The following is a 12,315-nucleotide window of genomic DNA, read 5'->3' as shown; positions in this document are numbered from 1 at the left end:
CTGACCAGCGCCCTGGTGGTCAAGCGCTACAACCTCAAGGGGCTGGGGCACTGGCTGCGGCGCTTCTGGCGGCCCAGCCGGGCCTGGCACAGCTGGCGCGAAGGCCATCGCCTGGAGCTGCTCGGCATCGCCACGCCGCGCCCGCTGGCGGTGCTGGAGCGACGCTGGTGCTGGCTGCGCGGGCGCGCCTACCTGATTACCGAATATTGCGGCGGGCAGGATATAATCGCGCGTTTTCAGGCGCATCTGCAGGGATCGCCCCCGGAAACCGAGCTGCTGGCGCTCGATCGCCTGTTCGCCGCCTTGCTGCGCGAACGCATCAGCCATGGCGATTTCAAGGGGCACAACCTGCTTTGGATTGAAGAGCGGGATGATGCCTCGGGGCACTGGTCTCTTATCGATCTGGATGCCATGCAGCAGCATCGCAGTGCGCGCGGCTTCGCCCGGGCCTATGCCCGCGACCGCGCCCGTTTTCTGCGCAACTGGCCGGCGGACTCCGCCCTGCACCGGTTGCTCGACCAACGTTTACCGCAGGTGCCCGGCACCTGCCCGAATTAGAGGCTCAAACCTGTGGCACTGACCATTCTCGGCCTGTCCGGCGCCCTCAGTCACGATCCGTCCGCCGCGCTGTACATCGACGGCAAGCTGATCGCGGCGGTGGAAGAGGAGCGCTTCGTGCGCGACAAGCACGCGAAGAACCGCATGCCCTACGAATCGGCCAAGTTCTGCCTGGAGCAGGCCGGCATCAAGCCGTCCGACGTCGACGTGGTGGCCATTCCCTTCGCCCCCATCAGCCTGTTCGGCAAGGCCCGCTGGCACTACGCCAAGCGCTACTGGTATGCCCCGGATCGCGCCCTCGACGCATTGCTGATGGGCAACCGCCGCTACAAGCGCTACCGCAAGAAGATCGTCTGGTGCCTGGAGCAGCTGGGCTTCGATCCGAAGAAGATCAAGATCGAGCCGGTCGAGCACCACCTGGCCCACGCCGCCAGCGCCTACCACTGCTCGGGTTTCAAGGAGAAGACCGCGATCCTCGGCATCGACGGCAAGGGCGAGTACGCCACCACCTTCTTCGGCTACGGCGAGAACGGCAAGATCCACAAGATCAAGGAGTTCTACGACCCGGATTCCCTCGGCGGCCTGTACGGCGCGATCACCGAGTTCCTCGGCTTCGAGATGCTCGACGGCGAGTTCAAGGTCATGGGCATGGCGCCCTACGGCGATGCCGGCAAGTACGATTTCTCCCGTCTGGCCAAGTTCGAGAACGGCGAGCTGGTGATCAACACCGACTACGCCAACGTCATCGGCCTGCGTCGCTACAAGGAAAACGGCAAGGGCTACTACTTCTCCAAGAAGCTGATCGAGTGGCTGGGGCCCAAGCGTCAGGGCGACATCGCCGACGATCCCTATATCCACTACGCCGCCAGCATGCAGGCGCTGTTCGAGAAGCTGGCGCTGCAGATGATGGAGCACTACCTCGGCGACATCCTCAAGGAAACCGGCAAGATCGCCTTCGCCGGCGGCTGCGCGCTGAACGTCAAGCTGAACCAGAAGATCATCGCCCGCGACGACGTCAAGGAACTGTTCGTCCAGCCGGCCTCCGGCGATGCCGGCACCGCGGTCGGCGCCGCCGCCTACGTCTCGCACCAGCGTGGCGTGCCGGTGGAGAAGATGGAGCACGTCTACCTCGGCCCGGCCTACTCCAACGAGGACGTGATCGCCGCCTGCGCGCGGCATCCGAGCAAGCCGGTATTCAAGCAGATCTACAACGTGCCTGAGCGCATCGCCAGGATCATGGTCGACGGCAACCCGGTGGCCTGGTTCCAGGGCCGCATGGAGTTCGGTCCGCGCGCCCTCGGCGGCCGCTCCATCATCGGCTGCCCGAGCGTGCCGGGGGTGGCCGACCGCATCAACGAACAGATCAAGTTCCGCGAGCGCTGGCGCCCCTTCTGCCCGTCGATGCTCGACACCGTCGCGCCGCAGATGCTCAAGGTCGACCATCCGAGCCCGTTCATGACCTTCACCTTCGAGGTCAACGAGGGCTGGAAGGAGCGCGTCGGCGAAGTGGTGCACGAGGACGGCACCTCGCGCGCCCAGGTGCTCAAGCGCGAGTACAACCCGCGCTGGTACGACCTGATGCTGCAGCTGGAGCAGCTCACCGGCAACGGCGTGTCGCTGAACACCTCGCTCAACCGCCGCGGCGAGCCGATGATCTGCTCGCCGACCGACGCGTTGAACATGTTCTACGGCTCGGACCTGCAGTACCTGATCATGGAAGACGTCTTGGTGGTCAAGGATGGCAAGGACTGGTACGACAATGTCGGCTGAGCCGCTGCTTAGCGTCGTCATCCCCAGTTACAACTATGCCGGCGTGCTGTCGCGCGCCGTCGACTCGGTGCTGTCCCAGGCCACCCCCGAGGTCGAACTCTGGGTGGTGGACGATGGCTCCAGCGACGACACGCCGGCGCTGTTCGCCCGCCTGAGCCAGCGCCATGGCGCCGCCTTTCAGGGCGTGCGCCAGGACAACGCCGGCCCCTCCGCGGCCCGCAACAAGGGCGTGCAACTGGCGCGGGGGCGCCATGTGCTGCTGCTCGACGCCGACGACGAGCTGGTGCCCGGGGTACTGCCTGGCCTCTGCGAACGCCTGCGCGCCCAGCCCGAGGTGGACCTGTGGCTGGCCGGGCATGTGGCGGTGCAGCCCGATGGCCGTGAGCGCGAGCATCCTGCCAGTGCCGTTCCCGCCGACGTCTTGCCGCGCTTGCGGGGCTACCTGCTGGACAAGCGCATCGCCCTCAGTCACGGCGCCTGCCTGTTCCGCCGCGAATTGCTGCTGCAGCGGCCGTACCCCGAGCACCTGCGGCACAGCGAGGACATCCCGGTGTTCGCCTACTGCCTGAGCCAGCCTCGGGTGGCGGTGCTCGACCTGATGCTGGCGCGCATCCACAAGCATCCCGACAGCCTGCGGCATAACGCCGAAGCGGCACGCCGCGTCGGCCTGGCCCTGGTGGACGAGGTCTTCCGTCAGCTGCCGGCCGACCTGCAAGCGCTCAAGCCCGCCTACCGCGCCCAGCGTTGCCTGTCGCTGTTTCGCACCTGCCTGTTGGCCGGCGACCGCGACCAGGCGCGCGGCTACTACCGCGAGGCGCTGCGCACGGATTGGCGGGTGGCGTTGAAGTGGTCCTACACCCGCAAGGCCATCCGTCTGTGGTTGAGCCGAACCCCATGAAGGTGCTGGCGCTCAGCGGTGCGGGGCGCGAGCCGGATCTGTCCTGCGTCCATGAACGGCTCGGGCAGCTGGTCGACCTCGACTTGCGCATCCTCGGCAAGAACGAGCAACGCGACCTGCGCCGCTATCTGCGCGGCCTCGATCTGGGGCGTTATGACCGCGTGTTGCTGGACCTGCACTTCAAGAACATCCGCCGCCAGACCGCCTTCTTGCGGCAGATCCCCGGGCTGTTGATCTACGAGGAAGACGCCTGCCAGAACTACCTGGCCGCTTCCCGTTGGCGCGGGCGCTTCAGTCGCTGCTACCGCGGCCTGCCCAACGCCCGCATCGTGGTGACCGGCGCCAGCGTCGCCGAACGCCTGCGCGGCGAGGGGTTCAACGTGCATTTCCTCGCCAAGGGCTACGATCCGCGCACCATCTACTGCGAGGGGCGCGCGCGGGATATCGAGCTGGGTTTCGTCGGGCGTACCGCCAGCGCCGCTTACGGCGAGCGCAAGGAACTGCTGGAGCGGCTGGCGGCGCAAGAGCCGCTGCAGCTGCTGCGCACCGCGCCGGGACAGCCCTATCGCGAGATGCTCAACCGCATCCGCTACTTCGTCAGCGCCGATGTCGGGCTCGGCGAGTACATGGCCAAGAACTTCGAGGCGATGGCCTGCGGCTGCGTGCTCCTGGCCTGGCGCCAGGGTAGCGAGGAGGCGGCCATCGGCCTGCAGGATGGCGTCCACCTGCTGCTGTATTCCGACCTCGACGAGTTGCGCGGGCACCTCGCCGAGATGCGTGGCGATCCGGTGCGGGCCGAGGCCATCGCCGAGCAGGGGCGCCGCTTCGTCGAGGCGCATATGAGCCATATGCACCTGGCCGAGCACCTGTTCGACGTGTTGCAGCAAGCCTGGCCCGAGGCGGGCAAAGTCTCCGCCTGGCAGGCCTTGCGCGCGCGCTTCAATTTCTTTTGAGTAGCCACCATGACGTCCACGAGTGATTCCTCGCAGCCGCTGGTCAGCGTGATCATCGCCTCATACAACCATGCCCCTTATATCCAGGCGAGCATCGAGAGCGTGCTGCAGCAGAGCTACCCGAACATCGAGCTGCTGGTGGTGGACGACGGCTCCCGCGACGACAGCGTGGCGCGCATCGAGGCGCTGCAGAAGGTGCATGGCTTCGACTTTCGCGTGCAGGCCAACAAGGGCCTCTCGCGCACCCTGAACGAGACCATCGAGCGGGCCAGGGGCAGCCTGATCGCCCCCTTCGGCTCCGACGACATCATGTTGCCGCAGCGTATCGCCACCCAGGTGGCCTATATGGCCGACAAGCCCGAAGTGGGCATTTGCGCCGGCGCTATCCAGACCATCGACGCCGACGGCAGGCCCGGCGCCAAGCCGCGCGCGCTGCCGCTGCGGCGGCTGGACTTCGAGGATGTGTTCATGGACCGCAAGCCGGGCGCGCCGGCGCCCACCTTGCTGTTCCGTCGTGAGGCGCTGGAGCGGGTCGGCGGCTTCGAGCCCGAGGTGCGTCTCGAGGACCTGATGATCGAGCTGAAGATCACCCATGCCGGCTACTTCATCGATATTCTCGGCGAGCCCCTGGCGCTCTACCGGGTGCATGACAGCAACACCTACAAGAACTACCGCTTCATGGTCGACAACGTGCTGAAGACCTATGCCCGTTTCAGCGACCACCCGGCCTACCCGGAGGTCTGCGCACGTTTTCGCAACTCGATGCTGCTCAAGTGCGCGCGCAGCGACCGCGCCCTGGCCTGGGCCCTGTTGCGCGAGATTCCGCCGCGCTTCTGGCGCTGGAAAACGCTGCGTGGCCTGGCGCGGATGCTCCATGGTCGCGGCTGACGTGGAGAGGGGAGGGGCGCCGAAGGTTTCGGTGGTCATTCCGAGCTACAACTACGCGCGCTTTCTGGGGCAGACGATTGCCAGTCTGCAGGCGCAATCCTGGGCGGACTGGGAGGCCATAATCGTCGACGACGGCTCGACGGACGACACGGACAAAGTCGCGGCGCGGTTGCTGGGCGAGGATTCGAGGATCGTCTATGTCCACCAGCCGAACGGCGGCACCTCTGCGGCCAAAAATACCGGAATCCGCCATGCCCGCGGCGAGTACCTGCTGTTCCTCGACGCCGATGACCTGCTCACGGCGAACAAGCTGGCAGCCCATGTCGAGCATTTCCAGAACAGCCCGCATGTCGATATTTCTTACTCGCGCTTTCGCTATTTCCTGGATGGCGATGAGAACCGCCTGTTCACCAAGCTCGATCTCTCCTCTAAGCAGGAGTGGGCGGTGGCGATCGATGGCCGATACGATGTCGCGCTCCCGGTGTTCCTCAGGGGCAACAACATGGCCATTCACGCGGCGATGGTGCGCAGGTCTCTGGTCGATCGGGTCGGCGACTTCGACACCGAGATGCGTGCGCTCGAGGATTGGGATTACTGGTTGCGCTGCATCCTGCGCGGCGCCCACCTGGCATTTCTGGACGATCCGCAGGTGCTGGCGCTGACCCGGGTCCATAAAGGCAGCGCCACCCAGACGCTGGATTTTTCCGACTACAAGTGCAGGGTCTACGAAAAGGTTCGCCAGGAAGCGCTGGGGCTGCGCGGAGAAGGCGACGAGCGCTTGCAGGTGCTGCTCGACAAGGAGCTGCAGCGTCTGTCGCGGCGGGAGCGCAAACGCCTGCTCAAGGCTCAGCGCAAGGCGCTGCAGGCGCGCATCCGCGGCGCGGGGTTGCTGGATTTTCGTGAGTTGTCGCTTATCGCCGAGCAGTTCGGCCGAATTAATTGCCTCGCGGCGTATCTGCGGGTGTTGCTCAAGTACTTGTCTGTAAGGCGGTGATGTTTGTTTTCCATGAGTAGAGAGCGTCTGGGCAACTGGCTTGCCTGGCTGACCATCCTCGGTCTGGCTTGCTTCCTGTGCGGGCCGTGGCTTTTGCCCAGCAATTCCTATTACCACCGGCTGATCATCCTGTTGCTCTGGGTGCCGGCGTTCGTTCATTTTCTGGTCCTGAGAAAGCAGTACCCGCCAGTCCCTGGCACGTTCGTCTGGCTGTATCTGGCGCTGTCCGTCTGGTACTGGCTCGTCGTGGCGCTGACGCTCGAAGGGCAGGATGGCCTTCGCGAACTCAAGTTGCCCTTCTATATAGCTTTCAGCCTGCTGGGCGTCGTGCTCTGTGCCCTGCACCTGAAGGCGCGCTTTGCCGACTTCCTGCTGCTGTGCGGCCTGCTCGGAGGGTTGGGGGCTGGCTGGTCGTGGATCGACTTCTACTGGATCGACGGCCACCACTATGGCGAGCGGGTGGTGTCGATGGGGCTTTGGCGGGTGGTGATTCCGGCCGCGCAAGCCTGCGGCGCGCTGGTGATCCTGACCGCCATGCTGGGGCTGGCGGGCAGGCGCACGCCGTGGAAACTGGGTGCGGTGCTGCTGGCCTTGGCCTGCTATGGCCTGTTCCTGTATTTCAACCAGAGCCGCTGGGTGTGGCTCTGTCTGGCGATGGCCTTCGTCGGCGCCAGTGTCCTCTCGCGCAACCGCACCGTGTATGCGATGGCCCTGGTCTCCATCGTACTGCTCGCCGTCGTGCTATGGCTCAAGCCCACTTTCCTGTTGAGTCGGGGCTTGTCGTACCGGCCCGAGCTCTGGTGGGAGGGTTTCAACCTGCTGCTCTCGAACTGGGAGCATGGCTTGGGCTTCAAGGAGTACTGGGTCCAGGCCGCTACGCTGAAGTTCAGCTCCCGCCACCCGCATAACATGTTCCTCGACGTCGGTATCCGTTTCGGGCTGCTGGGCTTGCTGCTGTGGGCGGGGCTCTGGCTCTGGGCCGGATGGCGAGCGTTCAGGGCGCGTCAAACGGCCCTCGGCAGTGCGCTCGTCACCCTGTGGTTGTACTCGGGACTGGTGGTGCTGACGGACGGTACGGCGCCTTGGGTGAAGCCTGCGCCCATCTGGTTCGTGACCTGGCTGCCCATCGCGCTGGCGCTGGCGATCGACCTGCGGGCCAGGTCGGCCGAGCAGTCACCGGCGCCTTAGCGCCATCAACCTTTGCTGTCGGCTGCGAGCTGTTGCCCGTAGGCCTGCAGCAGGCGCTGCCAGGGGAAGTCTTCGATGTGGTTGCGCCGCAGGTAGCCTCTGAGGTGTTCCAGGTTGCGTCGCGCCAGTCGGCTGCTCAGCGGCCCGCGCTTGAAGCGCATGTCCAGAAAGTCAATCAGGCCGAAGCCGCCATCGGGCAACTGCAGGATGTTGCCCAGATGCAGCGAGCGGAAGTAGATGCCGCGCCGGTGCAGGTCGTGGATGAATTCGGCCAGGGCCGGCAGCAGCGCATCGAACTCCTGGCGTTGCTGGCGGTACAGCTGGTCCAGCGAGCGCCCGGGCAGGGGCGAATAGAGGCAGGCGCTGACGGCCTGGTCGCGGTCGAGCCACAGGCATTCGCTGATCTCGGGGGTCGCGATCTGGCAGCCACTCAGGCGCTCGGCGTTGCTGGCGAAGCGCTGCGCCGCGGGACGTAGGCGGGCAAACCACAGGCGACGGCGCGGCCGGAAGATCTTCAGCAGGCGTCCATCCGGCTGGCGCAGTACCTTGGGCCCGCGGCCGTCCTGCTCCAGCACCGCGCCCTGTTCGAGCCACTGCTGTAATTCGTTCGCTGGTACAATCCGCATCAATTTTCTCTGATTATCTAAAGGGATCGAGAGTGGCCAATTCTAACCGGCAATCGGATCTTCTGGTTTATCTGCGGTTGCTGCGCTATGTCAGGCCCTACTTGGGGTTCTTCCTGCTCAGTATTCTGGGTTTTCTGATCTTCGCCTCGACCCAGCCCATGCTGGGTTACATCCTCAAATACTTCGTCGACGGTCTGTCGAATCCCGAGGCCAGCTTTTTCGCCAGCGTCCCCTACCTGTCGGAGATTCCCTTCCTCGCCCACTTGAAGCTGCTGCAGACGGTGCCGCTGCTGATCGTGCTGATCGCGCTGTGGCAGGGCATCGGCTCCTACCTGGGCAACTATTTCCTGGCCAAGGTCTCCCTGGGGCTGGTGCATGACCTGCGCGTGGAGCTGTTCGACAAGTTGCTGGTGCTGCCCAACCGCTACTTCGACAACCACAACTCCGGGCATCTGATCTCGCGCATCACCTTCAACGTGACCATGGTCACCGGCGCGGCCACCGACGCGATCAAGGTGGTGATCCGCGAAGGCATGACGGTGGTGTTCCTGTTCACCACCCTGCTGCTGATGAACTGGAAGCTGACCCTGGTGATGCTGGCGATCCTGCCGGTGATCGGCCTGATGGTCAGCAGCGCCAGCAAAAAATTTCGCAAGCAGAGCAAGAAGATCCAGGTGGCCATGGGCGACGTCACTCACGTCGCCTCCGAGACCATCCAGGGTTATCGCGTGGTGCGCAGCTTCGGTGGCGAGCCCTACGAGTCGCAGCGCTTTCGCTTCGCCTCCAGCGACAACACCCGCAAGCAGTTGCGCATGACCAAGACCGGTGCCATCTACACGCCGATGCTGCAACTGGTGATCTACAGCGCCATGGCGGTGCTGATGTTCCTGGTGCTGTTCATGCGCGGCGATGCCTCGGCCGGCGATCTGGTGGCCTACATCACCCTGGCCGGCCTGCTGCCCAAGCCGATCCGTCAGCTCTCGGAGGTAAGCTCGACCATCCAGAAGGGCCTGGCCGGCGCCGAGAGCATCTTCCAGCAGCTCGACGAGGCGCCCGAGGTTGATCGTGGCAGCGTCGAGCGCGAGCGGGTCGGTGGCCGTCTCGAGGTGCGCAACCTGAGCTTCAGCTATCCCGGCAGCGAAAAGGCCGTGCTCGTCGACGTCAGTTTCACGGCCGAGCCGGGACAGATGATCGCCCTGGTGGGGCGCTCCGGCAGCGGCAAGTCGACCCTGGCCAACCTGATTCCGCGCTTCTACCACCATGAGCAGGGGCAGATCCTCCTCGACGGGGTCGATGTCGAGGACTACAGCCTGCGCAACCTGCGCCGGCATATCGCCCTGGTGACCCAGCACGTCACCCTGTTCAACGACACGGTGCGCAACAACATCGCCTATGGCGACCTGGCCGGCGCGCCGCTGGAGGCGGTCAAGCAGGCCGCCGCCGATGCCTACGCCGCCGAGTTCATCGCGAAGATGCCGCAGGGCTACGACACCCTGGTCGGCGAGAACGGCGTGCTGCTTTCCGGCGGCCAGCGCCAGCGCCTGGCCATCGCCCGCGCCTTGCTCAAGGACGCGCCGCTGCTGGTGCTCGACGAGGCCACCTCGGCACTCGACACCGAGTCCGAGCGGCATATCCAGGCCGCGCTGGATAAGGTGATGCAGGGCCGCACCACCCTGGTGATCGCCCACCGCCTGTCCACCATCGAGAAGGCCGACCTGATCCTGGTGATGGACCAGGGGCAGATCGTCGAGCGCGGCAGCCACGCCGAGCTGCTGGCGCGCAATGGCTACTATGCGCGCCTGCACGCCCGTCAGTTCGAGGAGGGGGGCGAGGTCGTCGCCGCCGAACAGGACGCCTGATGCTCAACCATTTGCGCAGCTGGCGCGAGCGCGGTTGGACGCCCATCGATGCGGCCGGCTATGCCGCGGCCTGGGCCCGTTTCGGCGGCAGCGTCATCACCCAGCCGCAGGTCGTCGCCCGCCTGGCCGGGCTGGCGGGCGTGCCGGTGCGCTACCTCGGGCATTGCGTCGACGGCGAGCTCAGGGCGGCGATCCCCACCTGGGGACGGCACCTGGCGTTGTCGCGGCGAGTGTTGAAGCGCCGGGGGCTGCGCAATCTCTTCGACCTGGGCAATGCCGAGGTGATCCTGCCGGTCGCGCCGAACGCGGGGGTGCCGTTGCGGCATGAGGTCGCCTACCTTTCCGAGTTGAACCGGCATGGCTTCAGTGGCCTGCGGCCGCAGCAGGAGCAGCTGGCCATGGCGCGGGCGCCGGAGGAGTGGTCGAAGAAGTTTCGTTACAACCAGCGGCGCGAATTGCGCCTGTTCGAGGAGGCGGGCGGCGTGGTGCGGGCGGTGGCGGAGTTCACCCCTGCCGAGCTGGCGGCCATCTACGGCGAGCTGTTCGAGCGCCGCTGGGGCTTCGAGGTGCCGGGCAAGCCGAGGCTGGCCGAGGTCTTCGGTCTGATGCGGGAATTCCTCCAGGGATCGCTGTTGATGCTGGACGGTTTTCCGGTGGCCGTTCAGGTGCTGTACAGGGCCGAATCGGCAGACTGGATCAGCTACGAGTACATCAATGGCGGTGTCGACCCTCGGGCTCAGCACCTCAGTCCCGGCAGCGTCCTCAGCTTCATCAACACCCAGGCTGCCTGGGCGGACGCGCGGGCGCGGGGCAAGGTATTGCGTTACTCGTTCGGGCGGGCCGATCGGGACTACAAGGATCGTTGGTGCAACAGGGTTGCCACCTTTAGGGTGTGAGTGAATGGATACACGCAAACAACAACTGCTGCGCCGTCACCGGCGCGGCAAGCGCCTGTTCATGGTCGCGGCGCTGCTGGTGCTGGTGGCGCTGGACTGGTTTGCCGGCTGGAACAGCCTGCCGGTGTTTCTGGTGCTGGCCTGGATCGCCCACGAGGCCTGGTTCGCCGACCACCTCTTCTATTCGCCGCGCGAAGACTATCGCTACGCCTTCCCCGACTCGGCGCCGCAGTTGGCCGGCCGTCTGGAAAAGGGGCGGCTGCAGCTGGACCTCGCCCAGCTGCCGGCCGAGGCCGACACCCTGATCCTCGCGGTGCAGGTGCGCAGCACCTGGCTGGGTCGCTGGCTGGATCCCCATGTACTGATTCGCGACGGCCAGCCCTGCGATCGTCAGGACTTCGAGCGCGGCGTGCGAGGCTGTCGCTACCTCAACCTGTCCGGTCTGCTGCCGGCTCTCCGGGAGGGGCGCGTGCAGTTGCGCGGACGCTTCTGCCGACTGGGCGCGGAGGTCAGCCTGTATGCCTTCAGCAATCCGGACTATGCCGCGCGTCGCCTGATGATCATCGCCCCCCATGCCGACGATGCCGAACTCGCCGCCTTCGGCCTCTACAGCCGCAGTGCGGAGGTCAGCATCGTCACCCTCACCCAGGGCGAGGTCGAGGCCCAGCATTATCGCCGCATGGGGCTCGACAAGGCGGCTGCCGCTCGCCTCAAGGGCCGTCTGCGCAGTTGGAGCAGCCTCAGCGTGCCGCTCTGGGGCGGCGTGCCGGCGAGTCGCTGCGTGCAGCTGGGGTATTACTGCCTGCAACTGACAGCCATGCGCGCCGAGCCGCACCGGGCCTTCCCGTCGCTGGAGTCCGGCGAGTCGGACATCCGCAGCGTGCGCCGGTTCAACCCCCTGGCGCTGCCGGGCGATGTCGACGGCATGCCCAGCTGGCACAACCTGGTGGGCGACCTCGCGGCGTTGCTCAAGCGATTTCGCCCCGAGGTGGTGGTGCTGCCCCACCCGGAACTGGATCCCCATCCCGACCATATCCAGGCCAGCCGGGCGCTGGACGAGGCCGTCGCGCTCGCCGGCTGGTGCCCCGAGGTGCGCCTGCTGTACGCCAATCACCTCTATGACAACGATCGCTGGCCCATGGGCCCGGTCGGCGCCGGCGTGGCGCTGCCGCCGCGTCAGCAACCCCTGCCGGCGGACGGCCTGTGGAGCCCGCTGCTGGATGCGGGGGCACGGCTGGACAAGACCCAGGCCCTGGCCATGCAGCACGACCTGCAGACCCCCCTGCCGCTGAAGAAGCGCCTGCGCCGGCTCATCCAGTGGCTGCTGGTCGGGCGGCGCTGGCCGGAGGTGGGGCAGGACGATTTCTTCCGCAAGGCGGTGCGTCGTCACGAGCTGTTCTGGGTGCGTCGCGCCGGTGTGCGGGAGTCGCGGGCCGACTGAGCGGCTATGTTATGATCCGCGGCGTTTTCGACGCTCCGGAGCCACCATGAAGCTGACCCTGCCCCGTTACGATCAAGCCCCCGTCCTGGTGGTGGGCGACGTCATGCTCGACCGCTACTGGCATGGCGGCACCTCGCGCATCTCGCCGGAGGCGCCGGTGCCGGTGGTGCGCGTGGAGCAGATCGAGGATCGCCCGGGCGGCGCGGCCAACGTCGCGCTGAACATCGCCGCGCTCGGCGCGCCG

11 protein-coding genes and 1 pseudogene are annotated in these 12,315 nt (G+C 66.1%); 11 read left to right on the top strand and 1 reads right to left on the bottom strand.

What is annotated here, in order from left to right; all coding sequences use genetic code 11:
• The 7 genes from N878_RS01310 to N878_RS01280 form a co-directional block, all read left to right on the top strand.
• On the top strand, window positions 1-558 hold a 558-nt coding region (locus tag N878_RS01310), incomplete at its 5' end, for a lipopolysaccharide kinase InaA family protein (protein WP_021441876.1).
• Window positions 559-570: 12 nt separating this feature from the next.
• Window positions 571-2,328 carry a carbamoyltransferase gene (locus N878_RS01305; RefSeq protein ID WP_021441875.1) on the top strand — a complete coding sequence of 586 codons (1,758 nt, stop codon included), beginning with the start codon at window positions 571-573 and terminating at the stop codon, window positions 2,326-2,328.
• Window positions 2,318-3,226: a glycosyltransferase gene (locus tag N878_RS01300; protein WP_021441874.1), complete on the top strand. Its 909-nt coding sequence runs from the start codon at window positions 2,318-2,320 to the stop codon at window positions 3,224-3,226. Before N878_RS01305 ends, N878_RS01300 begins: the two co-directional genes overlap by 11 nt.
• Window positions 3,223-4,179, top strand: a complete 957-nt coding sequence (locus tag N878_RS01295; RefSeq protein WP_021441873.1) for a glycosyltransferase — start codon at window positions 3,223-3,225, stop codon at window positions 4,177-4,179. Before N878_RS01300 ends, N878_RS01295 begins: the two co-directional genes overlap by 4 nt.
• A gap of 9 nt (window positions 4,180-4,188) precedes the next feature.
• Complete coding sequence (locus N878_RS01290) at window positions 4,189-5,067, top strand: glycosyltransferase family A protein (protein ID WP_021441872.1); 879 nt, start codon at window positions 4,189-4,191, stop codon at window positions 5,065-5,067.
• Window positions 5,054-6,061, top strand: coding sequence for a glycosyltransferase (locus N878_RS01285; protein ID WP_021441871.1), 1,008 nt, complete (start codon window positions 5,054-5,056; stop codon window positions 6,059-6,061). Before N878_RS01290 ends, N878_RS01285 begins: the two co-directional genes overlap by 14 nt.
• Before the next feature lie 12 nt (window positions 6,062-6,073).
• Complete coding sequence (locus N878_RS01280) at window positions 6,074-7,249, top strand: O-antigen ligase family protein (protein WP_256217924.1); 1,176 nt, start codon at window positions 6,074-6,076, stop codon at window positions 7,247-7,249.
• 5 nt (window positions 7,250-7,254) lie between these two features.
• Here N878_RS01280 and N878_RS01275 read toward each other — a convergent pair whose 3' ends face one another.
• Window positions 7,255-7,875, bottom strand: coding sequence for a lipopolysaccharide kinase InaA family protein (locus N878_RS01275; protein ID WP_031302548.1), 621 nt, complete (start codon window positions 7,873-7,875; stop codon window positions 7,255-7,257).
• Between the two features lie 32 nt (window positions 7,876-7,907).
• Here N878_RS01275 and msbA point away from each other — a divergent pair, with 32 nt between their 5' ends.
• The 4 genes and pseudogenes from msbA to N878_RS01255 form a co-directional block, all read left to right on the top strand.
• Window positions 7,908-9,734, top strand: a complete 1,827-nt coding sequence (gene msbA / locus N878_RS01270) for a lipid A export permease/ATP-binding protein MsbA (RefSeq protein ID WP_031302547.1) — start codon at window positions 7,908-7,910, stop codon at window positions 9,732-9,734.
• On the top strand, window positions 9,734-10,630 hold the full coding sequence (locus N878_RS01265; protein WP_021441867.1) for a GNAT family N-acetyltransferase: 897 nt from the start codon (window positions 9,734-9,736) through the stop codon (window positions 10,628-10,630). The genes msbA and N878_RS01265 overlap by 1 nt, the downstream gene beginning before the upstream one ends.
• A gap of 4 nt (window positions 10,631-10,634) precedes the next feature.
• On the top strand, window positions 10,635-12,071 hold the full coding sequence (locus tag N878_RS01260; protein WP_021441866.1) for a PIG-L deacetylase family protein: 1,437 nt from the start codon (window positions 10,635-10,637) through the stop codon (window positions 12,069-12,071).
• A 46-nt stretch (window positions 12,072-12,117) separates the two neighbouring features.
• A pseudogene (locus N878_RS01255) lies at window positions 12,118-12,315 on the top strand (bifunctional heptose 7-phosphate kinase/heptose 1-phosphate adenyltransferase); the annotation flags it as partial.

The sequence above is a fragment of the Pseudomonas sp. EGD-AK9 genome (genome assembly GCF_000465935.2).
GTDB lineage: Bacteria > Pseudomonadota > Gammaproteobacteria > Pseudomonadales > Pseudomonadaceae > Aquipseudomonas.
The sequence above is the reverse complement of the archived record's forward strand: the minus strand, read 5'-3'. Positions and strand labels throughout refer to the sequence as shown.

What these genes read in the sequence shown, in the direction of transcription:
- N878_RS01300 (WP_021441874.1), top strand. Translation starts at nt 2,318, where the DNA reads ATGTCGGCTGAGCCGCTGCTTAGCGTCGTCATCCCCAGTTACAACTAT.
- N878_RS01295 (WP_021441873.1), top strand. Translation starts at nt 3,223, where the DNA reads ATGAAGGTGCTGGCGCTCAGCGGTGCGGGGCGCGAGCCGGATCTGTCC.
- N878_RS01290 (WP_021441872.1), top strand. Translation starts at nt 4,189, where the DNA reads ATGACGTCCACGAGTGATTCCTCGCAGCCGCTGGTCAGCGTGATCATC.
- N878_RS01285 (WP_021441871.1), top strand. Translation starts at nt 5,054, where the DNA reads ATGGTCGCGGCTGACGTGGAGAGGGGAGGGGCGCCGAAGGTTTCGGTG.
- N878_RS01280 (WP_256217924.1), top strand. Translation starts at nt 6,074, where the DNA reads ATGAGTAGAGAGCGTCTGGGCAACTGGCTTGCCTGGCTGACCATCCTC.
- N878_RS01275 (WP_031302548.1), bottom strand. Translation starts at nt 7,875, where the DNA reads ATGCGGATTGTACCAGCGAACGAATTACAGCAGTGGCTCGAACAGGGC.
- N878_RS01265 (WP_021441867.1), top strand. Translation starts at nt 9,734, where the DNA reads ATGCTCAACCATTTGCGCAGCTGGCGCGAGCGCGGTTGGACGCCCATC.
- N878_RS01260 (WP_021441866.1), top strand. Translation starts at nt 10,635, where the DNA reads ATGGATACACGCAAACAACAACTGCTGCGCCGTCACCGGCGCGGCAAG.